The sequence below is a fragment of the Streptomyces sp. NPDC037271 genome (assembly GCF_055603605.1).
This window is the reverse complement of the sequence record NZ_JBVJVN010000004.1, coordinates 252,132-274,960: the sequence shown is the minus strand read 5'-3', so window position 1 is coordinate 274,960 and position 22,829 is coordinate 252,132. Positions and strand designations below refer to the sequence as shown.

The following is a 22,829-nucleotide window of genomic DNA, read 5'->3' as shown; positions in this document are numbered from 1 at the left end:
GGCCAGGTTAGCAGCTGAGGTGCTCCCTGCTCCCCTCCGTGCACACTTACCGTCCCTCCCCCCCCCCCCCCCCCCCCCCCCCCCCCCCCCCCCCCACGCCGCGTTCTCAGCAGTACCCGTGATGCCGGCGGTGGCTGATCACGCTCGCCGCGACCAGCGCGCCCGCCGCCGCCCCGGCGATCAGCACCGCACGCGGATGCCTGAGCCCCGCCTGAACCGCGCCGCGCGCCCGTCCCGGCACGCGCCGCTCAGCGGTGTGCCCGGCCCGGCTCGCCTTGTCCTGCACGGTGTGCCCCGCCTGTGCGGCGGAGCTGCGCAGCTGCACGGTCATGGCACCGGCCTTGTCCCGGAGGTCGGCGGCGCGGGCCTTGGCACGGCCCTTCACGTCCGCCTTCCCGGCCAGCTCCTCCACGGTGTCGCCGAGCTGGCCTCGGGTCTGCTCGATCTGCCGCCGCAGCTCGTCGGGCCCCTTGGCCCCGCCGGCCGGCTGCGCGGTGGAGCCGGCCCCGGTCCTCGTGCCGTCCCCGCTCGTCGCGTCGGTCATCGATGCGCCCTTTCCCTGATCTGGTCCACGTCGGCCCTGACGCTGCCCAGGGTCTCCTCGGGCTTCGGGGGCACGGCGCGACGGAGCTGGGCACGGCCCATCATGGCCAGTACACCCGCGATCACGAAGAGCGCCGCCGTCACGATGAGCGCCGCGGCCCAGACGGGCAGCACCAGTGAGAGCGCGGCGGTGGCCGTGCCGGCCAGGGCGAACAGACCGACGTACGCGATGGCGCCCGCGGCGCCGAGCATCCCGCCGCCCCGCCCGGCGCGCCTGCCCTTCTCGGCCAGCTCCATCTTGGCGAGGGCCACTTCCTGGCGCACGAGCCGGGAGAGCTGTTCGGTGGCCTGCCCGACCAGTTCACCCACGGAGTGCTGCTCGTCGTGCACCGGCCTGGTGTGCATGGTCCCGGTCACGTTCCGCCTCCTCTCGGTTCGGAGCGCTCCGGGTACCCCCGGCCCACCGGCACTATCCCTGTCCTCACCCCCGGCCGACCACGCAGCATCTCTTACAGATATCTCGTAGGAGAATTAAGTGGAGCTACAAGGTCTGTCCGCCGACACTACTCCCATGACGACAGACGCCCCCTCCCCCGCGCCTTTCGGCCGCGCCCTGTGCGCCATGGTCACGCCGTTCACCGAGACCGGTGCGCTCGACCTCGACGGTGCCCGGCGGCTCGCCGACCGGCTGGTGTCGCGGGGCTGTGACGGCCTGGTGCTGTCCGGCACCACGGGCGAGTCGCCGACCACCACGGACGCCGAGAAGGCGGCGCTGATCACGGCGGTGCGGGAGGCGGTCGGGGACCGGGCGTCGCTCGTCGCCGGGGTGGGCACGGCCGACACCCGGCACACGGTGGAGCTGGCGCTGGCCGCGGAGAAGGCGGGCGCGGACGGCCTGCTCGTGGTCGCGCCGTACTACAGCAGGCCCCCGCAGGACGCCGTGGAGGCGCACTTCCTGGAGGTCGCGGACGCCTGCGGACTGCCGCTCGCCCTCTACGACATCCCGGGCCGCACCGGCACCCGCATCGAGCCCGACACGCTCGTCCGGCTCGCCGGGCACCCGCGGATCGTCGCCGTCAAGGACTGCTCGTACGACCTCCTCGGCGTCCAGAAGGTGCTGTCCCGCACCGGCCTGGCGTACTACGCGGGCTGCGACGAGCAGGTGCTCGCCCTGTACGCGATCGGCGCGGCGGGGTACGTCAGCACGGTCGCGAACGTGGCGCCCGACCTGTTCCGCGCGGTCCTCGGCGCCTTCGACGCGGGCGACACCGGGCGGGCCGCCCTGCTCCAGCGGCGGGCGCTGCCGCTCATCGAGTCGATGATGGCGGCGGGGCTGCCCGGCACCGTCACCGCGAAGGCCCTCCTCGGTGCGCTCGGCCTCCCCGCCGGACCGGTCCGCGCACCGCTGCGGGGCGCGGACCGGGAGACGACCGCCGCGTTGCTGACGACGTACGAAGAGCTGGTCGCCGGCTCGGGTCAGTCCCAGGCGTAACCGTCACCGAACAGCAGCGTGTGCTCCAGTACGTCCTCCGCCGGGTCGTCGATCTGCCCCACGTGGACGTTGAGGAGCCCCATCCGGGGGCCGTTGTGCGAATTGGTGGTCGTCTCGTCGGCGTGCGCGGTCCCCGCCGGGGTCCAGCACACCAGTACCGCGGTCCCCGCCCCGGCCAGCCAACGCGCCACGGTCCTCGCCCGCTCGTTCGTCATACCAGGCCCCTCGTTTCGTCGGATCGGCGTCTGATCGGACACTGCGTCCACCGGTTCATCCGCCAAGACCACCGGAAGGTCACGGGGAGTCAGCCGTACGTGCGGGGGGCGCGCGAGGCATGCGCTTTTATCGCGTTGGCGGGACACCACCCCTGCGCCTACGGTCACCCGATGAGCAGAAGGCGCTACGTGGCCCGGGGCGTACCGGGCGGATACCGGATCTGGGACAACCGCCGCCACCGCTTCTGGGGCGACCACTACGAGCTGTGCCCCGACGACCTCCTGGCCGAGCTCAACGGAACGGCCGACCACGCGCGCCTGACCGTGCTAATGAAGCGGTACAGGACGATGAAGCGGTGACCGTCGTTGGGGGCTCCTGCCGGGGGACGGTGCGCCGCTCGCGCGAAAGGGGGCCTCATGGGCGCGAGTTGGGCGGGTTTGTTGATCGCCGTGGTGGGCGTGGCGGGAACGCTGGGAGCCGCGCTGCTGACACAGAATCGTGCGGACCGCACCAAGCGCATGGAGCTCCAGGCCGCCGCGGAACAACGGCGTGAGGAACGCGGTCACGCCGAGGAGATGCTCCGGGCGGAGCAGGCCAGGCAGCGGCAGCTCGAAAGCCTCGAACGCCGGCGCGCCTGCTACATCGCACTGAACACTTCCGCACGCCAGTATCTGACGGCGATGACGAGCTATCTGCACGCCCTTCAGCGCGGCGAGGACGCCGACTCGCGCCTGGCTGATCTGGAAGCGGGCAGGCTGGCCTACCGGGACAGCTACGCGGAATCCCAGATGATCGCTCCGCAAGACGTCCTGCGCGCTTCCAGCACGGCGAAGAAACGCTTGAACGCCGCGTACGGCAAGCTCAGGAAGTACGGATCAGCGCCCTGCGACCACACGGCGGAACTGGCGAACCTGGAGGGTGAGTTCCACGAGGAGGTCTGGCCCTACCTGGGGGAACTGAAGCAGTCGATGCGCACCGATCTGGGCGTCGACGACCAGTGACCGACGAGACGGGCACTGGACGCGCGAGCGCCCTCCCGGGCCGTTCCCAGGGCCGTGGAAGGGCGCTCGACGACAGGCGGCCGCGGGTCACGGCCGCCTGTGATCAGTTGTGGCTGTGCAGGACGTCGTTCAGGCCGCCCCACACCGCGTTGTTCGGGCGGGCCTCGACCGTGCCCGTGACCGAGTTGCGGCGGAAGAGGATGTTGGAGGCGCCGGAGAGTTCCCGGGCCTTGACGATCTGCCCGTCGGGCATCGTCACACGCGTGCCCGCGGTGACGTACAGGCCGGCCTCGACCACGCACTCGTCGCCGAGCGCGATGCCCACGCCCGCCTCGGCGCCGACCAGGCAGCGCTCGCCGATGGTGATGCGCACGTTGCCGCCGCCGGAGAGGGTGCCCATGGTGGAGGCGCCGCCACCGATGTCGGAGCCGTCGCCGACGACGACGCCCGCGGAGATGCGGCCCTCGACCATCGACGTGCCGAGCGTGCCCGCGTTGAAGTTGACGAAGCCCTCGTGCATGACGGTGGTGCCCTCGGCCAGGTGCGCGCCGAGGCGGACGCGGTCGGCGTCGGCGAGGCGGACGCCCTTGGGGGCGACGTAGTCCGTCATGCGCGGGAACTTGTCGATCGAGGTCACCTGGAGGTGCAGCCCCTCCGCGCGGGCGTTGAGGCGGACCTTCTCGACGTCGTCGACGGCGACCGGGCCCAGCGAGGTCCAGGCGACGTTGGCGAGGTGGGCGAAGATGCCGTCCAGGTTCTGGCCGTGCGGCTTGACCAGGCGGTGGGAGAGCAGGTGCAGGCGCAGGTAGACGTCGTGCGTGTCGACCGGCTTCTCGTCCAGCGAGGCGATGACCGTGCGGACCGCGACCACCTCGACGCCGCGCCGGGCGTCCTGACCGACCGCCGCGGTCGCGCCGCCGCCGAGGAGTTCGGCGGCCTGTTCGGCGGTGAGGCGCTCGGTGCCGGACGGGCCCGGCTCCGCGACGAGTTCGGGGGCGGGGAACCAGGTGTCGAGAACGGTGCCGTCGGCGGCGATGGTGGCGAGCCCGGCGGCCACGGCGCCGGTGGTGCGGGGTGCAGTCGTGTCGGTCATGAGGGCAACCTAACCGGCCGGGGGTGTCGGGTGCGAACCGGTCGGCGGGGGATCTCACGTGCCGGTATCCCGCGCGGCGCCACCCCCGCCCGCCCGGCGCCCGCGCCTGCGACCGCGTGGTTCAGGCGATCACCCGCGCCAGTACCTCCCGCGCGTACACCTCGTCGTACGGCGTCCCCGTCAGCAGCGCCTGGAGACAGATCCCGTCCATCAGGGCGACCAGCGCCCGCGCCGTCACCGGGTCCGTGCGGGACGCCAGCAGGGCGGCCACGTCCTCGGCCCACTCCGCGGCGACCGGGCGCAGGGCGGGGCGGCGCAGGGCGGCCAGGTACAGCTCGTACTCCAGCTCGACGCCCGTGCGGTCGCCGCCCAGCCACTCGCCGAGGACGCGGGCGAGTTCGGCGGGCAGGTCGGCGTCCGGGTCCGACAGTGCCGGGTGGGCGGCGACCACCTTGGCGAAGCCCTCGTTCGCCTGGCGCAGGGCGGCGACCAGAAGCTCGTCCAGCGTCGCGAAGTGGTACGTCGTCGAGCCGAGGGGGACGTCCGCCTCGGCGGCGACGGTGCGGTGGCTGAGACCGGCGATGCCCTTGCGCCCGACGACCCGGATCGCCGCGTCGATGATGCGCCGGCGCCGCTCGGGGTCGTAGCGCCGGGACATCAGTGCGCGCCGCCCAGGTTGAGGACGACCACGCCGACGATGATCAGCGCGATGCCGGCGGCCTTGGTGGCGGTCATCCCCTCGCCCATGAACGCCACGCCGATCGCGGCGATGGCGGCGGTGCCCACGCCGGCCCAGATGGCGTACGCCGTGCCGACGGCGAGGACCTTCAGGGTCTGGGCGAGCAGCGCGAAGGAGAGCACGTACGCGAGTGCCGTCAGCACCGAGGGGACCAGCCTGCTGAAGCCCTCGCTGTACTTCATGGCGGTGGTGCCGGCGACCTCGGCGGCGATGGCTCCGGCCAGGAGCAGATATCCCATGTGTACGAGCGTACATAGCGGAGGCGGGTGTACACACGGAAACGGCGACGCCCGAGGGCGTCGCCGTTTCGCGAAGCGGTGCGGGGGCGTCTCAGACGTTGAAGCCGAGCGCGCGCAGCTGCTCGCGGCCGTCGTCCGTGATCTTGTCCGGGCCCCACGGCGGCATCCAGACCCAGTTGATGCGCAGCTCGCTGACGAGGCCGTCCGTGGCGGACTTGGCCTGGTCCTCGATCACGTCCGTCAGCGGACAGGCCGCCGACGTCAGGGTCATGTCGATGGTCGCGATGTTCGCGTCGTCGATGTGGACGCCGTAGATCAGGCCCAGGTTGACGACGTCGATACCCAGCTCGGGGTCCACGACGTCCAGCAGGGCTTCGCGGACCTCCTCCTCCGAGGCCGGCTTCATTTCCACGGTCTCGCTCATGCCGTCGTCTCCTTCTCGGCGTCGGCGCCGTCCAGTGCCTGGGCCGTCGCGTCCTTCCAGGCCATCCAGCTCAGCAGGGCGCACTTGACCCGGGCCGGGTACTTCGAGACCCCGGCGAACGCGACCGCGTCCTCCAGGACCTCCTCCATCGCGTCGTCCGGCTCGATCCTGCCCTTGGACTGCATCAGCTCCAGGAAGGTCTCCTGGATCCGCTGCGCCTGGGCGAGGTCCTTGCCGACCAGCAGGTCGTTCAGCACGGAGGCGCTCGCCTGGCTGATCGAGCAGCCCTGCCCCTCGTAGCTGACGTCGCTGATCGTCGTACCGTCGTACTTCACGCGCAGCGTGATCTCGTCACCGCACGTCGGGTTGACGTGGTGCACCTCGGCGTCGCCGTCCCTCAGACCACGCCCGTGCGGGTTCTTGTAGTGGTCCAGGATGACTTCCTGGTACATGGAGTCCAGCTTCATGCTCTTCGCTCGTCCCGTCAGCCGAAGAAGTTCCGTACGTGCTCCAGGCCGTCGACCAGTGCGTCGATCTCGGCCGGCGTGGAGTACAGATAGAACGACGCTCGCGTGGTCGCAGGAATTCCGTAGCGGAGGCAGACGGGGCGGGCGCAGTGGTGGCCGACCCGGACCGCGATGCCCTGCTCGTCGAGTACCTGGCCCACGTCGTGCGGGTGGATGTCGCCGAGCGTGAAGCTGATCGCCGCACCGCGCTCCTCGGCCGTCGTCGGGCCGATGATGCGCAGGTCGGGGACCTCCAGCAGCCGCTTCACCGCGTACTCGGTGAGCGCGTGCTCGTGGGCCAGGACCTTGTCCATGCCGATCGAGTCGAGGTAGTCGATCGCCGCGCCCAGACCGACCGCCTGCGCGACCGGGGGCGTGCCCGCCTCGAACTTGTGGGGGGCCGGGGCGTACGTGGAGGAGTGCATCGAGACCGTCTCGATCATCTCGCCGCCGCCGAGGAAGGGCGGGAGGTCCTCCAGCAGTTCCTGGCGGCCCCACAGGACGCCGATGCCCGTCGGGCCGCACATCTTGTGGCCGGTGAAGGCCACGAAGTCGGCCTGGAGGGCCTGTACGTCCATCGGCATGTGCGGCGCCGCCTGGGAGGCGTCGATGCACACGAGGGCGCCGACCTCCTGGGCGCGGCGCACGATCGCCTCGACCGGGTTCTGGGTGCCCAGGATGTTGGACACCAGCACGAAGGAGACGATCTTCGTCTTCTCCGTGATGACCTCGTCGATGTTCGAGAGGTCCAGGCGGCCGTCGTCCGTGAGGCCGAACCAGCGGAGCTTCGCGCCGGTGCGCTGCGCCAGCAGCTGCCACGGCACGATGTTGGAGTGGTGCTCCATCTCCGTGATGACGATCTCGGTCTCGTGGTCCACGCGGTAGGGCTCGTCGGCCCAGCCCAGCATGTTCGCGACGAGGTTGAGCGACTCCGAGGCGTTCTTGGTGAAGATCACCTCGTCGCGGGAGGGCGCGTTGATGAACTCCGCGACCTTGTCCCGCGCGCCCTCGTACAGCGCCGTGGCCTCCTCGGCGAGGACGTGCACGCCACGGTGGACGTTGGCGTTGTAGCGCTCGTAGTACTCGCTCAGGGCGTCGAGCACCTGGCGCGGCTTCTGCGAGGTCGCCGCGTTGTCCAGGTAGACGAGCTTCTGTCCGTCGTGGACCTGTCGGTCCAGGATGGGGAAGTCCTTGCGGATCGCCTCGGTGTCGAGGAGGCCCGGCAGCTGTGTCACTCGGATGCGCCACCCTTCGTGTACGCCTCGTAGCCCTCGGCCTCCAGCTTGTCGGCCAGCTCGGCGCCGCCCGACTCGGCGATGCGGCCATTGGCGAAGACGTGGACGTGGTCGGGCTTGATGTAGCGCAGGATGCGCGTGTAGTGCGTGATCAGCAGGGTGCCGACCTCGCCGGTCTCGCGGACGCGGTTGACGCCCTCGGAGACGACGCGCAGGGCGTCGACGTCGAGTCCGGAGTCGGTCTCGTCGAGGATCGCGACCTTCGGCTTGAGCAGCTCCAGCTGGAGGATCTCGTGGCGCTTCTTCTCACCGCCGGAGAAGCCCTCGTTGACGTTGCGCTCGGCGAAGGCGGGGTCCATGTTGAGGCGCTCCATGGCCTCCTTGACCTCCTTCACCCAGGTGCGCAGCTTGGGGGCCTCGCCGCGGACGGCGGTGGCGGAGGTGCGCAGGAAGTTGGAGACCGAGACGCCGGGGACCTCGACCGGGTACTGCATGGCCAGGAAGAGGCCGGCGCGGGCGCGCTCGTCGACGGACATCTCCAGGACGTCCTCGCCGTCGAGGGTGACGGTGCCGCCGGTGATCGTGTACTTGGGGTGACCCGCGAGCGAGTAGGCGAGGGTCGACTTGCCGGAGCCGTTGGGGCCCATGATGGCGTGCGTCTCGCCCTGCTTCACGGTGAGGTCGACGCCCTTGAGGATCTCCTTCGTGGCGTTGTCGGCCTCGACGGTGACGTGCAGGTCTCGGATTTCAAGCGTTGCCATGGGTGCCTCAGGACTCCTGGGTGAGGGAGACGAGTACGTCGTCCCCTTCGATCTTTACGGGGTATACGGGGACGGGGCGCGTGGCCGGAAGACTGTCGGGCTTGCCCGAGCGGAGGTCGAAGCGCGAGCCGTGCAGCCAGCACTCGATGTGGCAGTCGTCGACCTCGCCCTCGGCGAGCGAGACGTTCGCGTGCGAGCAGATGTCGTGGATCGCGAAGATCTCGCCCTCGGTGCGCACGACGGAGACCGGCGTGCCGTCGAGTTCCACCCGCTTGGGGGTGTCCTCCTCCAGCTCGTCCGCTCCACAGACGCGTACGAAGGTCATGCGACCGAAGCCTCCAGCTCCTCGTCGATCTTGGCGATCAGACGCTCCTCGATGTCCGGGACACCGATCTGCTGGACCAGCTCGGCGAAGAAGCCGCGGACCACCAGGCGGCGGGCGTCGATCTCGGGGATGCCGCGCGCCATCAGGTAGAAGAGCTGCTCGTCGTCGAAGCGGCCGGTGGCGGAGGCGTGGCCGGCGCCGACGATCTCGCCGGTCTCGATCTCCAGGTTCGGCACCGAGTCGACCCGGGCGCCGTCCGTGAGGACGAGGTTGCGGTTCATCTCGTAGGTGTCGGTGCCCTCGGCCTTGGCCTCGATGAGCACGTCGCCGATCCAGACCGCGTGCGCGTCGTCGCCCTGCAGCGCGCCCTTGTAGACGACGTTGGACTTGCAGTGCGGGACGTTGTGGTCGACCAGGAGGCGGTGCTCCTGGTGCTGGCCGGCGTCGGTGAAGTACAGGCCGAACAGCTCGGCCTCGCCGCCGGGGCCGGCGTAGGCGACGCGCGGATGCAGCCGGACCAGGTCGCCGCCGAAGGTGACCACGAACGACTTGAAGGTGGCGTCCCGGCCGATCAGCGCGTTGTGCTGGCCGGCGTGCACGGCCTTGTCGTCCCAGTCCTGGACGGAGACGACGGTCAGCTTGGCGCCGTCGCCCAGCACGTAGTCGACGTTGGCGGCGAGCACCGCGTCACCGGTGTGGTCGATGACGACCACGGCCTCGGCGAAGGCGCCCAGCTCGACGACCTGGTGGGCGTAGGCGGTGCCGCCCTCGCCGTGCACGGCGATGCGGATCGGCTCGGTGAGGACCGTCTCCTTGGGGACGGTGATCACGCCGGCCTTCTCGAAGGACGAGTAGGCCTGGGCGGCGACCCGGTCCACCGGGGTGCCCGCCCTGCCGATGCGCGCGTCGTCGCGGCCGACGGTCTCGACGACGACGCCCTCGGGGGCGTCGATGTCGACCTTCACGCCGTCGCCGGTGGCGACCGCGGTGCCGTCGTGCAGCCCGCGCAGCCGCTCCAGCGGCGTGAACCGCCACTCCTCCTCACGGCCGTGCGGGACCGGGAAGTCCGCCACGTCGAAGGACGCGGGTGCGCTCATGCGCGTGGCGACGGTCGACTCGGCGGCCACCGCGATCTGGCCCGCGGTGGTGGACCCCACGGGGATGTTCTGAGCCTCAGCCATGGCTGTCGGTCTGCTCTCTTCCTACGTCAGAAATCTGGCGACTGCTTCGGGGGCGGGTCTTAACCGACCGCGCCTTCCATCTGCAGCTCGATCAGCCGGTTGAGCTCGAGGGCGTACTCCATCGGCAGCTCCTTGGCGATCGGCTCGACGAAGCCGCGCACGATCATCGCCATCGCCTCGAACTCGCTCAGACCGCGGCTCATCAGGTAGAAGAGCTGGTCCTCGGAGACCTTGGAGACGGTCGCCTCGTGGCCCATGGACACGTCGTCCTCGCGGACGTCCACGTACGGGTACGTGTCGGAGCGGGAGATGGTGTCGACGAGCAGCGCGTCGCACAGCACGTTCGACTTGGAGCCGTGGGCGCCCTCGCCGATCTCGACGAGACCGCGGTAGGAGGTGCGGCCGCCGCCGCGCGCCACGGACTTCGAGACGATGTTGGAGGACGTGTTCGGCGCCATGTGGACCATCTTGGAGCCGGCGTCCTGGTGCTGGCCCTCGCCCGCGAAGGCGATGGACAGCGTCTCGCCCTTGGCGTGCTCGCCCATCAGGTAGACGGCCGGGTACTTCATCGTCACCTTGGAGCCGATGTTGCCGTCGATCCACTCCATGGTCGCGCCCTCGTACGCCACGGCGCGCTTGGTGACCAGGTTGTAGACGTTGTTCGACCAGTTCTGGATGGTCGTGTAACGGCAGCGGGCGTTCTTCTTGACGATGATCTCGACCACGGCGGAGTGCAGCGAGTCCGACTTGTAGATCGGGGCGGTGCAGCCCTCGACGTAGTGCACGTAGGCACCCTCGTCGACGATGATCAGGGTCCGCTCGAACTGGCCCATGTTCTCCGTGTTGATACGGAAGTAGGCCTGGAGCGGGATCTCGACGTGCACGCCCTTCGGCACGTAGATGAAGGAGCCGCCGGACCACACCGCGCTGTTCAGCGAGGCGAACTTGTTGTCGCCGACGGGGATGACGGTCCCGAAGTACTCCTTGAAGAGCTCCGGGTGCTCCTTCAGCGCCGTGTCGGTGTCGAGGAAGATGACGCCCTGCTCCTCCAGGTCCTCGCGGATCTGGTGGTAGACGACCTCGGACTCGTACTGGGCCGCGACACCGGCGACGAGGCGCTGCTTCTCCGCCTCGGGGATGCCGAGCTTGTCGTACGTGTTCTTGATGTCCTCGGGCAGGTCCTCCCAGGACTCCGCCTGCTTCTCCGTGGAGCGCACGAAGTACTTGATGTTGTCGAAGTCGATGCCCGACAGGTCCGAGCCCCAGTTCGGCATGGGCTTCTTCTCGAAGAGGCGCAGGCCCTTGAGGCGGAGCTTGGTCATCCACTCCGGCTCGTTCTTCTTCGCGGAGATGTCGCGGACGACGTCCTCGTTGATGCCGCGCTTGGCAGAGGCGCCGGCCGTGTCGGAGTCGGCCCAGCCGTATTCGTACTTGCCCAGGCCCTCGAGCTCAGGGTGAGCAGTCTCCGTGGGGAGAGTCATGCGGGGTTCCTCCCGGCCGTGCTTGCAGATGCGTTAGCGGTGTTCTTGGGCGCGCGCGCCGTGGGCGGCGCGTGCGAAGTCTTCGGAATGAACGTGGTGCAGACCCCGTCGCCATGTGCGATGGTCGCGAGCCGCTGTACATGAGTACCGAGCAGCTCGGCGAAAAATTCCGTCTCCGCCTCGCACAGCTGCGGAAACTGCTCTGCGACGTGGGCGACCGGGCAGTGGTGCTGGCACAGCTGCTCGCCCTGCTGGGGGTGGGGTGCGCTCCGCGCGGTAGCAGCGTACCCGTCCGCGCTGAGGGCCTTGGCCAGTGCTTCGGCGCGCTTGTCCGGGGCCGCGGACTCCACCGCCTTGCGGTACGCGCCCGCCTGGCCGGCGATCCGGGCACGGGCGAAGGCGGCGATCGCCTGCTCCCCGCCCTCCTGCTCGGCGATCCAGCGCAGGGCGTCCGCGGCCAGCTTGTCGTACGACTGGTCGAAGGCGTCCCGACCGCAGTCGGTGAGCGCGAAGACCTTCGCGGGCCGTCCGCGCGTGCGCGTGCCGTAGACCCGCTGCTCACGGGCTTCGACCACGTCGTCGGCGACCAGCGCGTCGAGGTGGCGCCGGACGGCGGCCTGGGTCAGGCCCAGACGCCCGGCGAGCTCCGCGACGGTCGACGGCCCGTGGTCCAGGATGGAGCGCGCGACGCGGTTGCGGGTGGACCGCTCACCGGTCGCGAGTTCCTCCTGCGGAGCCTCGCCAACGTTTTTCACAACGCCATTGTTGCGTAATTCCTCCGAGGCGGGCAAGCCGCGTCCGGATCATCCGACGGTGCCCTGCGTCACTTAGGCATACCTAATCTGACCTGCGGAAACGATCTCCGGCCGATCAATCCGGTGGCGTCCCGGGCGGGCCTGCGGGACACTCCCCGGCATGCCTGCACCCCCTCCCACCGGCCCACTCGTCACCCGCGGCACGATCGCCGGCGGACTGCGCGAGCTGGGCGTGCGGACCGACGACACCCTCCTCGTGCACTCCTCCCTCAGCTCCCTCGGCTGGGTCTGCGGAGGTCCCGTCGCGGTCGTCCAGGGACTGCTCGACGCGCTCGGTCCGGACGGCACCCTGGTGGTCCCCGCCCAGACCGGCGACCTCTCCGACCCGGCCCTGTGGCGCAGCCCGCCGGTGCCCGAGGAGTGGTGGGACACCATCCGCGCCGCGATGCCGGCCTACGACCCGCTGATCACGCCCTCGGTCGGGATCGGGGTGCTCCCCGAGACCGTGCGCACCTGGCCGGGTGCCCTGCGCAGCGCGCATCCGCAGACGTCCTTCGCGGCCGTCGGGCCCCGCGCCGCCGAGGTGGTCGCCGGGCACGCGACGGACTGCCGGCTGGGCGAGCGCAGCCCGCTGGCGACCCTGGAGCGGCTGGGCGCCCGGGTGCTGCTGCTCGGCGCGGGCTACGAGGCCTGCACGGCCTTCCACCTCGCCGAGTACCGGACCCCGTCCCCGCTGGTGGAGGTGGGGCGGCCGGGGCCGGTGGGCTGGGAGCGGGTCACCGAGGTGTCGATCACCTCGGACCGTTTCGACGAGCTGGGGCACGACTTCGAGCGGGACCGGCCCGTCGTACGCGGGAGGGTCGGAGCGGCCACCGCACGGCTGTTCCCGCTGGCGGACGCGGTCGCCTACGCGGAACGGTGGCTGCCGCTGCACCGGCCCCGCGAGTAGCGGCGCGAGCGACCGGCGAGCGCCGGGTGCGACCACGCACGGGCCCGCGTGAGCGCCGCACACCGACCCGGTGCGCCGGTACCCACCGGCCCACGGCCGCGCCGCGTACGCCCACCCCTGCGGAGGAGATCCCCGCACCCGCGCGCCGGAGTCCCGGCCCGCCTACCTAGACTCGTGACCCATGCGAAGCGAGCCCGTGGTCCAGGTCCAGGCCCTGGTGAAGCGGTACGGCACGAAGACCGCGGTGGACGGCCTCGACCTGGCGGCCCGGGCGGGTGTCACCGCCGTGCTCGGCCCCAACGGGGCGGGCAAGACGACCACGGTCGAGACCTGTGAGGGATACCGGAGGCCGGACTCCGGCACGGTGCGCGTGCTGGGCCTCGACCCGGTGCGGGAGGGCTCCGAGCTGCGGCCCCGGATCGGCGTGATGCTCCAGTCCGGCGGCGTCTACTCCGGCGCCCGCGCGGACGAGATGCTGCGCCACGTGGCGAAGCTGCACGCCCACCCGCTGGACGTCGACGCGCTGATCGAGCGGCTCGGGCTGGGTTCGTGCGGCCGGACGACGTACCGCAGGCTCTCCGGTGGGCAGCAGCAGCGGCTCGCCCTCGCGATGGCCGTGGTCGGCCGGCCCGAGCTGGTGTTTCTGGACGAGCCGACCGCCGGCCTCGACCCGCAGGCCCGGCGTGCCACCTGGGACCTCGTACGGGACCTGCGCGGCGACGGCGTCTCGGTGATCCTCACCACCCACCACATGGACGAGGCCGAGCAGCTGGCCGACGACGTCGCCATCATCGACGCCGGCCGGGTCATCGCGCAGGGCTCGCCCGAGGAACTGTGCCGCGGCGGCGCCGAGAACACCCTGCGGTTCTCCGGCCGGCCCGGACTGGACGTGGTGTCCCTGCTCAAGGCTCTCCCCGCGGACTCCGCGGCCGCCGAGCTGACCCCCGGCACCTACCGCGTCAACGGCAAGATCGACCCGCAGCTGCTCGCCACCGTGACCTCCTGGTGCGCCCAGCACGGGGTGATGCCGGACCGGATCTCGGTGGAGCGGCACACCCTGGAGGACGTCTTCCTGGAGCTGACCGGCAAGGAGCTGCGCTCGTGACCACCACCACCGGCACCTACACGCCGAAGCCCGGCGCCGCGCCGCTCGGCCGCATGATCGCGGCGCAGGCCGCGCTCGAGACGAAGATGCTGCTGCGCAACGGCGAGCAGCTGCTGCTGACCGTGGTCATCCCGACGCTGCTGCTCGTCCTGTTCAGCTCCGTGGACATCATCGACACCGGCGCCGGGAAGGCCGTCGACTTCCTCGCGCCCGGCGTCCTGGCGCTCGCCGTGATGTCGACGGCGTTCACCGGGCAGGCCATCGGCACCGGCTTCGAGCGCCGGTACGGGGTGCTGAAGCGGCTGGCCGCCTCGCCGCTGCCGCGCTGGGCCCTGATGACCGCGAAGACGGTGTCCGTCCTGGTCACCGAGGTGCTCCAGATCGTCCTGCTGACGGTGATCGCCTTCGCGCTGGGCTGGTCGCCGCACGGCGATCCGTTCGCCGTGCTGCTGCTCCTGGTCCTCGGCACGGCCGCCTTCTCCGGGCTCGGGCTGCTCATGGCGGGCACGCTGAAGGCGGAGGCCACGCTGGCCGCCGCCAACCTGGTCTTCCTGCTGCTCCTCGTGGGCGGCGGGGTGATCGTGCCGCTGGACAGGTTCCCGGACGCGGCACAGAGCGTGCTCGGGCTGCTGCCGATCTCCGCTCTGTCGGACGGGCTGCGGGACGTCCTCCAGCACGGGGCGCGGATGCCGTGGGGCGACCTGGGGATCCTCGCCGTGTGGGCGGTCGTGGGACTCGCGGCGGCCGGGAAGTTCTTCCGCTGGGAGTAGGCACCAAAGTGGCCGCGCACGCCGGAGACGGACCCTCGTGAAAGCGTGCACAAGCGGGCGCCTACGATGGACGGCGTGCCAAACGTGACCCGTGCCGACGCCGCAGCCGCCGTGCGCAACCCGCTCGCCTTCATCGCCGCGCGCTGGACCCCGGAGCCCCGGACGGTCCAGCGGGCGGCCCTCGCCGCGCTCGTCATGGCGGTGGTCATCGTCGTCACCGGCGGTGCCGTACGCCTGACCGGCTCGGGCCTGGGCTGCCCGACCTGGCCCAAGTGCACCGACGACTCGCTGACCACCACCAGCGAGATGGGCCTGCACGGCGTCATCGAGTTCGGCAACCGCCTGCTGACCTACGTGCTGTGCGCCGCGGTCGGCTGGGCGATCATCGCCGCGCGGTCGCAGAAGCCGTACCGGCGCGGACTGACGCGGCTGGGCTGGCTGCAGTTCTGGATCGTGATGGGCAACGCGGTCCTCGGCGGCATCGTGGTCCTGGTCGGCCTCAACCCGTACACCGTCGCGTCCCACTTCTTGCTGTCGACCGCGCTGATCGCGGTCGCGACCGTGATGTGGCAGCGCACCCGGGAGGGCGACGCGGCACCGCGCCCCCTGGTCGGCAAGGCGGTCCAGCAGCTGGTGTGGGCGATGATCGGCGTCTCCGTGCTGCTGATCGCGGTCGGCACGGTGGTCACCGGGGCCGGACCGCACGCGGGTGACTCCAGTGACGTGCCGCGGATGCCGGTCGACTGGGAGACGGTGAGCAAGCTGCACGCCGTCCTGGCGTGGATCGTGGTGACGCTGACGTTCGCCCTGTGGTTCGTGCTGAAGGCGGTCGACGCGCCCAAGGGCCCGCTGGCCCGCACCCGTGACCTGTTCCTGGTGGTGCTCGCCCAGGGCGCCATCGGCTACGTGCAGTACTTCACCGATCTTCCCGAGGTCCTGGTCGGGCTGCACATGTTCGGCTCGTGCGTGATGTGGATCGCGGCGCTGAGGGTGCTGCTGGCGCTGCGCGAGCGGCCGGAGGCGGCGCTGCCCGGGGCGCCGGTTCAGGAGTACGAGGCGACCAGCGTGTCGATGGCCGGCCCCAGGTAGTCCCGGGTCAGTTCACCGCGGCGGACGGTCCAATCGGCGGTGGACGGCACGGGGTTCCCGTAGCGGCGTCGTTCGATGTCCCCGACGACCTCACCGGGCGCTCCCAGGCCGCGGAGTTCCGTGAGGGCCTGCCGCTTGGAGATCAGGCTGCCGTCCCGCAGCGTGACGGTGGCGCGGGCGAAGGTGAGCAGACCCAGGTCGACCCAGACGTCCTGCCGCCACAGCCCGCCCCGGCGCACGGCCGGCCGCCAGAAGTCCCGCTGGTCCCGGACGACGAACCCGGCCAGTTCGGTGTCGGAGACGGGCGGCAGCACGGTCCCCGGTGACTCCCCGTACAGGACGCGCCCGAAGGTGTGCAGCTCGCGCCGGGTGACCGGGGTGACCGGCCGTTTGAACAGCCGCCCGTGGGCCCAGGTCAGGTGGCGCCGTGCGGAGCCCGCGACGGAGTCGGGCGACAGGTAGGTGCAGTGCAGCTGTGCCGCGAGCGGCGCGGCGCGCAGTCGGGCGTGGAGCAGTCCCAGCCGCCAGGCCGTGCGGGCGGTGACCGGGCGGTCCAGGACCGCGATCAGGTCGAGGTCGCTCCGGCCTTCCCGGTAGTCGCCGCCGGCCAGTGAGCCGTGGGCCCAGACGGCGACGGGGGCGAGAGGTCCGAGTCCCTGGAGGAAGCGATCGAGCAGCGTGTCGGTCGGCATCCGCGCATTGTCCGCGATTCACTCCAGGCCGTACACCCGCCCCGCGTTCCCTGACGCGATCATCCCCGCCACCCGCTGCGCGTCCCCCGGTGCCCACGCCTCCTCGGCCACCCAGGTGCCCAGCACCCGTCCCAGGGCCTCGCGGAAGAGGCGGGCGGCGACCACGTGCAGTTCGGGCAGTGCCTGGGCGCCGCTGGAGAAGAGGACCTTGCCGAAGGGCGCCAGCTCCAGGATCTCCGCGAGGACCGTCGCGGCCCGGGCGCCGGTACGTACCAGGGCGGCGCCCGAGTCGGCGTAGACGTGCGGGAAGACTCCGGCGAGGTGGGCGGCGTGGCGGTGGTACGGGTAGCTGTGCAGCAGGACCAGGTCGGTGCCGAGGCCCGCGGTGGCCCGCACGAAGTCCGTCAGCAGGACCGGGTCGGTGCGGTCGATGCGCAGGCCCGGCTCGCCGAGCCCCGCGTGCAGCTGGATCGGCAGGCCCGAGGCGACGGCGCTCCACAGCAGGTGCCGCAGCAGCACCGGGTCGCTCAGCTCGCCGCCGACCTCGCGCCCCGTCAGCCAGCGGGCGGCGGCGCCGCGCACCTCGCCCGGCCCGGGCGGTTCCGGCGCCAGCGCCAGACCGTGCCGTACGCCCGCGACGGAGGTGAAGGCGACCGCGTTCGCGGCGGCGCCGTGCACCGCCTCGGCGAGGTTGGCGAGGAAGGAGTCGACGGTGCCGGAGGTGTCGGCGACCTGCTCGGCCAGCAGTTCCAGGCGCACGATCTCGTGGGCGTCGGCGTTCCCGGCGGTGGCCATCTCCGCGGGTCCCGTGAGGTCGCCGGGCAGGCCCGCGTCGACCAGGTAGGTGGTGATGCCGCTGCCGCGCAGCAGCCTGCGGTCCGCCTCCAGGACGCCGAGCTCGCGGCGCCGGGCCAGGTAACGGGCGGGCGGGCAGTGCGGTTCCAGGCCGAGCAGGGGCGGGCACCAGCGGCGTACCGCGAAGCCGGTCTGGGTGTCGAACAGGGTGGTGCCCGGGGCGGGCGGACCCTCGGTGCGTGCCAGCTGGGCCTCGAAGGTGCCGAGGCCCAGCTCCGTTCTCAGAACGCCGTGGCAGTACTGGTCCACCAGGGACGGCGTTTCGATCATCCGGACTCCCCCTGCTGGGACCGTGTGCCGTACGGCTCGCGCGCCTCGCGGCCCGTGCGCCGTACGGCTTCCTACGGTCCTAACGGGTGAACCCGGTCTCAGGTGTTGCTCGGCCCGCCCACCTGGATGCCCGCCATGCGCGACCACTCGTAGGGGCCGGTCGTCACCTTGGCCGCGAACTCGCCGTCGAAGTCGTCGTGGACGGTGATCCCGGACTTCTCGACGGCCTTCCGGGCACCGTCGTACGAGCGCGCGACGAGGTCGCCCCAGGCGCCGTCCTCGCCGACGAGCACGATCCGGGCGCCGCGCTCACCGAGGTAGGCGACCTGGGCCTCGGCGCCGCCGTGCGCCTTGGCGAAGGCGTCGATCCGCCCGGCCATCCGGGTCAGCCGGTGTTCGGCCCACCGCTCGGCCCACCCGGCCTTCGTGTCAACCTGCTGCGTGTCTGCCATGACCAGGATGCTACCGACGGGTAGACCGAACGGCGACGGGCGGGGTGCGTGGCCTCGGCCACGCATCCCGCCCGCCTCACGAGCGCTCAGCGCAGGAAGGGATCCACCGCGACCGCCAGGAACAGCACCGACACATAGGTGATCGACCAGTGGAAGAGCCGCATCTCCTTGAGCTTGCCGCCCGTCACCTCGGCCTTGGCACGGTTCTGCAGCCCGTGCGCCTCCCACAGCCACATGCCGCCGGCCGCCAGGGCGACCGCCGTGTAGAACCAGCCGGTGTAGCCCAGCGGCTGCAGCAGCAGGGACACGGCGACCATCACCCAGCTGTAGATGACGATCTGCCGGGCGACGACCTTGTTCGAGGCGATGACCGGGAGCATCGGCACGCCGACGCGCGCGTAGTCCTCCTTGACCTTCATGGAAAGCGGCCAGTAGTGCGGCGGCGTCCAGAAGAACATCACCCCGAACAGGATGATCGGCGCCCAGGACATCGAGTTGGTCACGGACGACCAGCCGATGAGGACCGGAAGGCAGCCGGCGATGCCGCCCCAGACGATGTTCTGCGCGGTGCGGCGCTTGAGGATCATCGTGTAGACCACGACGTAGAAGAGGAGCGCGCCGAGCGAGAGCCAGGCCGACAGCCAGTTGACGGTGAAGCCGAACAGCAGCGTCGAGACGATGGCCAGGGTGATGCCGAAGACGAGGCATTCGGCCGGACTGACCATGCCGGTCACCAGCGGGCGCTGCGAGGTCCGGTCCATCAGCGCGTCGATGTCGCGGTCGATGTACATGTTCAGCGCGTTGGCGCCGCCCGCGGACAGATAACCGCCGACGCAGGTCAGCAGCACCAGCTTCAGATCAGGAACACCCTGCTCGGCGAGGAACATCACCGGAACGGTGGTGATCAGCAGAAGCTCGATGATCCGCGGCTTGGTCAGTGCCACGAACGCCTTGACACGGGCCCCGAACGGCCGGTGACTCGGGCTCTGGTTCGTCCCGATAACCCCCGCAGGACGGGATTCAACGGCCGTCACGCACACCCCTGACAGAGACATCCCAGCAAGCCCCACCGTGTGAAGTGGCGGTAAAGGCTCGCGCGTACCACGCCACTTTAGACGTTGCCCATACCTCGGCCCTCGCGGGGGTGGGGTCGTGTTGAGAGGGGTGCTCCGACGTGCGTTCGGAGAGTCGATTGAGCGGTCAGATGAGCGGGCCCGTATTCACATGCCGAATGGGGTTTCGCCCAGTCGACAGGCGGATCCCAAGGAGTCCCGGCAGTCTTGTTTCCAGGGGAAAAACGCACGTACTTACGGGGGTAGGCTCGACAACGGCCGGCCGACTCACGGACGCGCCGGCAGCCGGTGGGCGCCCACGTGCACCGGCATCCGACATGTGGAGAGGAGCCCTGACTCAGGGTGAGCACCAAGCCGACCACCACAGACCTCGAGTGGACCGAACTGGACCAGCGGGCCGTGGACACCGCCCGCGTCCTGGCCGCCGATGCCGTACAGAAGGTTGGCAACGGCCATCCGGGTACGGCGATGAGCCTGGCACCCGCCGCCTACACCCTCTTCCAGAAGGTGATGCGGCACGACCCGGCCGACGCGGACTGGGTCGGACGCGACCGTTTCGTCCTGTCCGCCGGCCATTCGTCCCTGACTCTCTACACCCAGCTGTACCTGGCCGGCTTCGGCCTGGAGCTGGCGGACCTCGAGTCCTTCCGGACGTGGGGCTCCAAGACCCCCGGACACCCGGAGTACGGCCACACCACGGGTGTGGAGACGACGACCGGCCCGCTGGGCCAGGGTGTCGCCAACGCGGTGGGCATGGCGATGGCCGCCCGCTACGAGCGCGGCCTGTTCGACCCGGAGGCCGCCGAGGGCGCCTCCCCGTTCGACCACTTCGTCTACTGCATCGCCGGTGACGGCTGCCTCCAGGAGGGCATCTCCGCCGAGGCCTCCTCCCTCGCGGGGCACCAGAAGCTCGGCAACCTGGTCCTGCTGTGGGACGACAACCACATCTCGATCGAGGGCGACACCGAGACCGCCGTCTCCGAGGACACCTGCAAGCGGTACGAGGCGTACGGCTGGCACGTGCAGCGCGTCGCCCCGAAGCCGGACGGCGACCTGGACCCGAACGCGCTCTACGACGCGATCGAGGCGGCGAAGAAGGTCACCGACCGGCCGTCCTTCATCGCCATGCGCTCGATCATCGCCTGGCCCGCCCCGAACGCGCAGAACACCGAGGCCGCGCACGGCTCGGCGCTCGGCGACGACGAGGTCGCGGCGACCAAGCGGGTCCTGGGCTTCGACCCGGAGAAGACCTTCGAGGTCTCCGACGAGGTCATCGGCCACACCCGCAAGGCGCTGGAGAAGGGCCAGGCGGCCCGCGCGGTGTGGGAGAAGTCCTTCCAGCAGTGGCGGGACAACAACCCGGAGCGCGCCGCCGAGTACGACCGCGTCGCCAAGGGCGAGCTCCCCAAGGGCTGGGAGGAGAAGATCCCGGTCTTCGAGACGGGCAAGGGTGTCGCCACCCGTGCCGCGTCCGGCAAGGTGCTCCAGGCGCTCGGCGCGGTCGTCCCCGAGCTGTGGGGCGGCTCGGCCGACCTGGCCGGCTCGAACAACACGACGATCGACAAGACGTCGTCCTTCCTCCCGGCGGGCAACCCGCTGCCGGAGGCGGACCCGTACGGCCGCACCATCCACTTCGGCATCCGCGAGCACGCGATGGCCGCGGAGATGAACGGCATCGCCCTGCACGGCAACACCCGCATCTACGGCGGCACCTTCCTGGTGTTCTCCGACTACATGCGCAACGCGGTGCGGCTGTCGGCGCTGATGCACCTGCCGGTGACGTACGTGTGGACGCACGACTCCATCGGCCTGGGCGAGGACGGCCCGACCCACCAGCCCGTCGAGCACCTCGCCTCGCTGCGCGCCATCCCGGGCCTGAACGTGGTCCGCCCGGCGGACGCCAACGAGACGGCGATCGCCTGGCGCGAGATCCTGCGCCGCTGGACGAAGGAGTTCGGCAAGGGCCAGCCGCACGGTCTGGCGCTGACCCGCCAGGGCGTGCCGACGTACGAGCCGAACGAGGACGCGGCCAAGGGCGGCTACGTCCTGTTCGAGGCCGAGGGCGGCGAGCCCGAGGTCGTCCTGATCGCCACCGGTTCCGAGGTGCACGTCGCCGTCGAGGCCCGTCAGGCGCTCCAGGCCGACGGTGTGCCGACCCGTGTGGTGTCCGTGCCGTGCGTCGAGTGGTTCGAGCAGCAGGACCAGGGGTACCGGGACAGCGTCCTGCCCCCGTCCGTGAAGGCCCGCGTCGCGGTGGAGGCCGGGATCGGCCTGACCTGGCACAAGTACGTGGGGGACGCCGGCCGCATCGTTTCCCTGGAGCACTTCGGTGCTTCGGCGGACGGCAAGGTGCTCTTCCGCGAGTTCGGCTTCACTGCCGAGAACGTCGCATCCGCCGCCCGGGAATCGATCGCCGCAGCCCAGCGCTGACGCTCGTACACGACACGTAGGAGATGCATTTTCCATGACAGACGCACTCAAGCGCCTCTCCGATGAAGGCGTCGCGATCTGGCTGGACGACCTGTCGCGCAAGCGGATCACGTCCGGCAACCTCGCCGAGCTGATCGACCAGCAGCACGTCGTGGGCGTCACCACCAACCCGTCGATCTTCCAGAAGGCGATCTCGCAGGGCCACGGCTACGACCAGCAGCTGTCCGACCTCGCCTTCCGCAAGGTCACGGTCGAAGAGGCCATTCGCATGATCACCACGGCGGACGTCCGCGACGCCGCCGACATCCTGCGCCCCGTCTTCGACGCCACCGGCGGCAAGGACGGCCGGGTCTCCATCGAGGTGGACCCGCGCCTCGCGCACAACACGAAGGCGACGGTCGCCGAGGCCAAGCAGCTCGCCTGGCTGGTGGACCGGCCCAACACGCTGATCAAGATCCCGGCCACCGAGGCCGGTATCCCGGCGATCGCCGAGGTCATCGGCCTGGGCATCAGCGTCAACGTCACGCTGATCTTCTCGCTGGAGCGCTACCGCCTGGTCATGGACGCCTTCCTGACCGGTCTGGAGAAGGCCAAGGAGCGCGGCCTGGACCTGTCGCAGATCCACTCGGTGGCGTCCTTCTTCGTGTCCCGCGTGGACACCGAGATCGACAAGCGGATCGACGCGCTCGGCACCGACGAGGCCAAGGCCCTGCGCGGCAAGGCCGCCGTCGCCAACGCCCGGCTCGCCTACCAGGCGTACGAGGAGATCTTCTCCTCCGACCGCTGGAGCGCCCTGGAGAAGGCCGGCGCCAACAAGCAGCGTCCGCTGTGGGCGTCGACCGGCGTGAAGGACAAGGCGTACAGCGACACCATGTACGTCACCGACCTGGTCGCGCCCAACACGGTGAACACCATGCCGGAGGCGACCCTGTTCGCCACCGAGGACCACGGCGAGATCACCGGCAACACGGTCGCCGGCACCTACGAGCAGGCCCGCGCCGACCTCGACGCGGTCGAGAAGCTCGGGATCGGCTACGACGAGGTGGTCCAGCTGCTGGAGAAGGAGGGCGTCGACAAGTTCGAGGACTCCTGGAACGACCTGCTGAAGTCGACCGAGGCGGAGCTGAAGCGCCTCGCCCCCTCGGAGGGCTAG

At 70.8% G+C, this 22,829-nt stretch carries 27 protein-coding genes; 9 read left to right on the top strand and 18 right to left on the bottom strand.

Annotated elements, in window-relative coordinates; translation table 11 throughout:
* Positions 1-106: 106 nt before the first annotated feature.
* Together ACZ7G3_RS11085 and ACZ7G3_RS11080 are read right to left on the bottom strand one after the other, a co-directional pair.
* Positions 107-544 (bottom strand): DUF3618 domain-containing protein, encoded by a 438-nt coding sequence (locus ACZ7G3_RS11085; RefSeq protein ID WP_470924805.1) that lies wholly within the window; start codon positions 542-544, stop codon positions 107-109.
* Positions 541-960, bottom strand: a complete 420-nt coding sequence (locus ACZ7G3_RS11080) for a phage holin family protein (protein ID WP_426599569.1) — start codon at positions 958-960, stop codon at positions 541-543. The genes ACZ7G3_RS11085 and ACZ7G3_RS11080 overlap by 4 nt, the downstream gene beginning before the upstream one ends.
* Positions 961-1,114: 154 nt before the next feature.
* Between ACZ7G3_RS11080 and dapA the strand changes: the two genes are divergently transcribed.
* Positions 1,115-2,035, top strand: coding sequence for a 4-hydroxy-tetrahydrodipicolinate synthase (gene dapA / locus ACZ7G3_RS11075; RefSeq protein WP_470924803.1), 921 nt, complete (start codon positions 1,115-1,117; stop codon positions 2,033-2,035).
* On the opposite strand, the gene ACZ7G3_RS11070 is transcribed toward dapA, so the two are convergent.
* Entirely contained in the window at positions 2,020-2,250 is a 231-nt protein-coding gene (locus tag ACZ7G3_RS11070) for a hypothetical protein (protein ID WP_398133317.1), read from the bottom strand. The two genes, dapA and ACZ7G3_RS11070, sit on opposite strands and share 16 nt — an antisense overlap.
* Before the next feature lie 171 nt (positions 2,251-2,421).
* Here ACZ7G3_RS11070 and ACZ7G3_RS11065 point away from each other — a divergent pair, with 171 nt between their 5' ends.
* Positions 2,422-2,610: a hypothetical protein gene (locus tag ACZ7G3_RS11065; protein ID WP_426599572.1), complete on the top strand. Its 189-nt coding sequence runs from the start codon at positions 2,422-2,424 to the stop codon at positions 2,608-2,610.
* A gap of 57 nt (positions 2,611-2,667) precedes the next feature.
* On the top strand, positions 2,668-3,252 hold the full coding sequence (locus tag ACZ7G3_RS11060) for a hypothetical protein (protein ID WP_470924801.1): 585 nt from the start codon (positions 2,668-2,670) through the stop codon (positions 3,250-3,252).
* A gap of 103 nt (positions 3,253-3,355) precedes the next feature.
* On the opposite strand, the gene dapD is transcribed toward ACZ7G3_RS11060, so the two are convergent.
* The 11 genes from dapD to ACZ7G3_RS11005 form a co-directional block, all read right to left on the bottom strand.
* Positions 3,356-4,345, bottom strand: a complete 990-nt coding sequence (dapD, locus tag ACZ7G3_RS11055) for a 2,3,4,5-tetrahydropyridine-2,6-dicarboxylate N-succinyltransferase (RefSeq protein ID WP_426599574.1) — start codon at positions 4,343-4,345, stop codon at positions 3,356-3,358.
* A gap of 121 nt (positions 4,346-4,466) precedes the next feature.
* Positions 4,467-5,003, bottom strand: a complete 537-nt coding sequence (locus ACZ7G3_RS11050; protein WP_470924799.1) for a TetR/AcrR family transcriptional regulator — start codon at positions 5,001-5,003, stop codon at positions 4,467-4,469.
* Positions 5,003-5,323 carry a DMT family transporter gene (locus ACZ7G3_RS11045; protein WP_426599576.1) on the bottom strand — a complete coding sequence of 107 codons (321 nt, stop codon included), beginning with the start codon at positions 5,321-5,323 and terminating at the stop codon, positions 5,003-5,005. Before ACZ7G3_RS11045 ends, ACZ7G3_RS11050 begins: the two co-directional genes overlap by 1 nt.
* Positions 5,324-5,414: 91 nt before the next feature.
* Positions 5,415-5,747 carry a metal-sulfur cluster assembly factor gene (locus ACZ7G3_RS11040; protein ID WP_073721574.1) on the bottom strand — a complete coding sequence of 111 codons (333 nt, stop codon included), beginning with the start codon at positions 5,745-5,747 and terminating at the stop codon, positions 5,415-5,417.
* The gene (gene sufU, locus ACZ7G3_RS11035; RefSeq protein WP_030868583.1) at positions 5,744-6,214 is read right to left on the bottom strand and encodes a Fe-S cluster assembly sulfur transfer protein SufU; all 471 of its coding nucleotides are present in this window, start codon (positions 6,212-6,214) and stop codon (positions 5,744-5,746) included. The genes ACZ7G3_RS11040 and sufU overlap by 4 nt, the downstream gene beginning before the upstream one ends.
* Before the next feature lie 17 nt (positions 6,215-6,231).
* Positions 6,232-7,488, bottom strand: coding sequence for a cysteine desulfurase (locus ACZ7G3_RS11030; RefSeq protein ID WP_426599577.1), 1,257 nt, complete (start codon positions 7,486-7,488; stop codon positions 6,232-6,234).
* The gene (gene sufC / locus ACZ7G3_RS11025; RefSeq protein WP_383647647.1) at positions 7,485-8,249 is read right to left on the bottom strand and encodes a Fe-S cluster assembly ATPase SufC; all 765 of its coding nucleotides are present in this window, start codon (positions 8,247-8,249) and stop codon (positions 7,485-7,487) included. Before sufC ends, ACZ7G3_RS11030 begins: the two co-directional genes overlap by 4 nt.
* Before the next feature lie 7 nt (positions 8,250-8,256).
* Positions 8,257-8,574 (bottom strand): non-heme iron oxygenase ferredoxin subunit, encoded by a 318-nt coding sequence (locus ACZ7G3_RS11020; RefSeq protein ID WP_398133333.1) that lies wholly within the window; start codon positions 8,572-8,574, stop codon positions 8,257-8,259.
* Positions 8,571-9,755: a Fe-S cluster assembly protein SufD gene (sufD, locus tag ACZ7G3_RS11015; protein ID WP_470924796.1), complete on the bottom strand. Its 1,185-nt coding sequence runs from the start codon at positions 9,753-9,755 to the stop codon at positions 8,571-8,573. The genes ACZ7G3_RS11020 and sufD overlap by 4 nt, the downstream gene beginning before the upstream one ends.
* 59 nt (positions 9,756-9,814) lie before the next feature.
* Positions 9,815-11,236 (bottom strand): Fe-S cluster assembly protein SufB, encoded by a 1,422-nt coding sequence (gene sufB / locus ACZ7G3_RS11010; protein WP_003976894.1) that lies wholly within the window; start codon positions 11,234-11,236, stop codon positions 9,815-9,817.
* Entirely contained in the window at positions 11,233-11,991 is a 759-nt protein-coding gene (locus ACZ7G3_RS11005) for a helix-turn-helix transcriptional regulator (RefSeq protein WP_426519205.1), read from the bottom strand. Before ACZ7G3_RS11005 ends, sufB begins: the two co-directional genes overlap by 4 nt.
* Before the next feature lie 160 nt (positions 11,992-12,151).
* Here ACZ7G3_RS11005 and ACZ7G3_RS11000 point away from each other — a divergent pair, with 160 nt between their 5' ends.
* The 4 genes from ACZ7G3_RS11000 (at position 12,152) to ACZ7G3_RS10985 (ending at position 15,904) form a co-directional block, all read left to right on the top strand.
* Positions 12,152-12,940, top strand: coding sequence for an AAC(3) family N-acetyltransferase (locus tag ACZ7G3_RS11000; protein WP_470924793.1), 789 nt, complete (start codon positions 12,152-12,154; stop codon positions 12,938-12,940).
* Between the two features lie 181 nt (positions 12,941-13,121).
* Positions 13,122-14,045, top strand: a complete 924-nt coding sequence (locus tag ACZ7G3_RS10995) for an ABC transporter ATP-binding protein (RefSeq protein ID WP_470924792.1) — start codon at positions 13,122-13,124, stop codon at positions 14,043-14,045.
* Positions 14,046-14,098: 53 nt separating this feature from the next.
* Positions 14,099-14,815, top strand: coding sequence for an ABC transporter permease (locus tag ACZ7G3_RS10990; protein WP_470924956.1), 717 nt, complete (start codon positions 14,099-14,101; stop codon positions 14,813-14,815).
* Between the two features lie 66 nt (positions 14,816-14,881).
* The gene (locus tag ACZ7G3_RS10985) at positions 14,882-15,904 is read left to right on the top strand and encodes a COX15/CtaA family protein (RefSeq protein WP_470924790.1); all 1,023 of its coding nucleotides are present in this window, start codon (positions 14,882-14,884) and stop codon (positions 15,902-15,904) included.
* Here the strand turns inward: ACZ7G3_RS10985 and ACZ7G3_RS10980 are convergent.
* From ACZ7G3_RS10980 to ACZ7G3_RS10965, 4 genes are all read right to left on the bottom strand, one after another.
* Positions 15,859-16,596 carry a nucleotidyltransferase domain-containing protein gene (locus ACZ7G3_RS10980; RefSeq protein ID WP_470924789.1) on the bottom strand — a complete coding sequence of 246 codons (738 nt, stop codon included), beginning with the start codon at positions 16,594-16,596 and terminating at the stop codon, positions 15,859-15,861. The two genes, ACZ7G3_RS10985 and ACZ7G3_RS10980, sit on opposite strands and share 46 nt — an antisense overlap.
* A gap of 18 nt (positions 16,597-16,614) precedes the next feature.
* Positions 16,615-17,721 (bottom strand): amidohydrolase family protein, encoded by a 1,107-nt coding sequence (locus ACZ7G3_RS10975; RefSeq protein ID WP_470924787.1) that lies wholly within the window; start codon positions 17,719-17,721, stop codon positions 16,615-16,617.
* A 98-nt stretch (positions 17,722-17,819) separates the two neighbouring features.
* Positions 17,820-18,173: a hypothetical protein gene (locus ACZ7G3_RS10970; protein ID WP_470924785.1), complete on the bottom strand. Its 354-nt coding sequence runs from the start codon at positions 18,171-18,173 to the stop codon at positions 17,820-17,822.
* Between the two features lie 86 nt (positions 18,174-18,259).
* Positions 18,260-19,228, bottom strand: a complete 969-nt coding sequence (locus tag ACZ7G3_RS10965; protein ID WP_470924784.1) for a heme o synthase — start codon at positions 19,226-19,228, stop codon at positions 18,260-18,262.
* 360 nt (positions 19,229-19,588) lie between these two features.
* Here ACZ7G3_RS10965 and tkt point away from each other — a divergent pair, with 360 nt between their 5' ends.
* Together tkt and tal are read left to right on the top strand one after the other, a co-directional pair.
* Positions 19,589-21,676: a transketolase gene (tkt, locus tag ACZ7G3_RS10960; RefSeq protein WP_470924782.1), complete on the top strand. Its 2,088-nt coding sequence runs from the start codon at positions 19,589-19,591 to the stop codon at positions 21,674-21,676.
* A 34-nt stretch (positions 21,677-21,710) separates the two neighbouring features.
* Positions 21,711-22,829, top strand: a complete 1,119-nt coding sequence (tal, locus tag ACZ7G3_RS10955; protein ID WP_470924780.1) for a transaldolase — start codon at positions 21,711-21,713, stop codon at positions 22,827-22,829.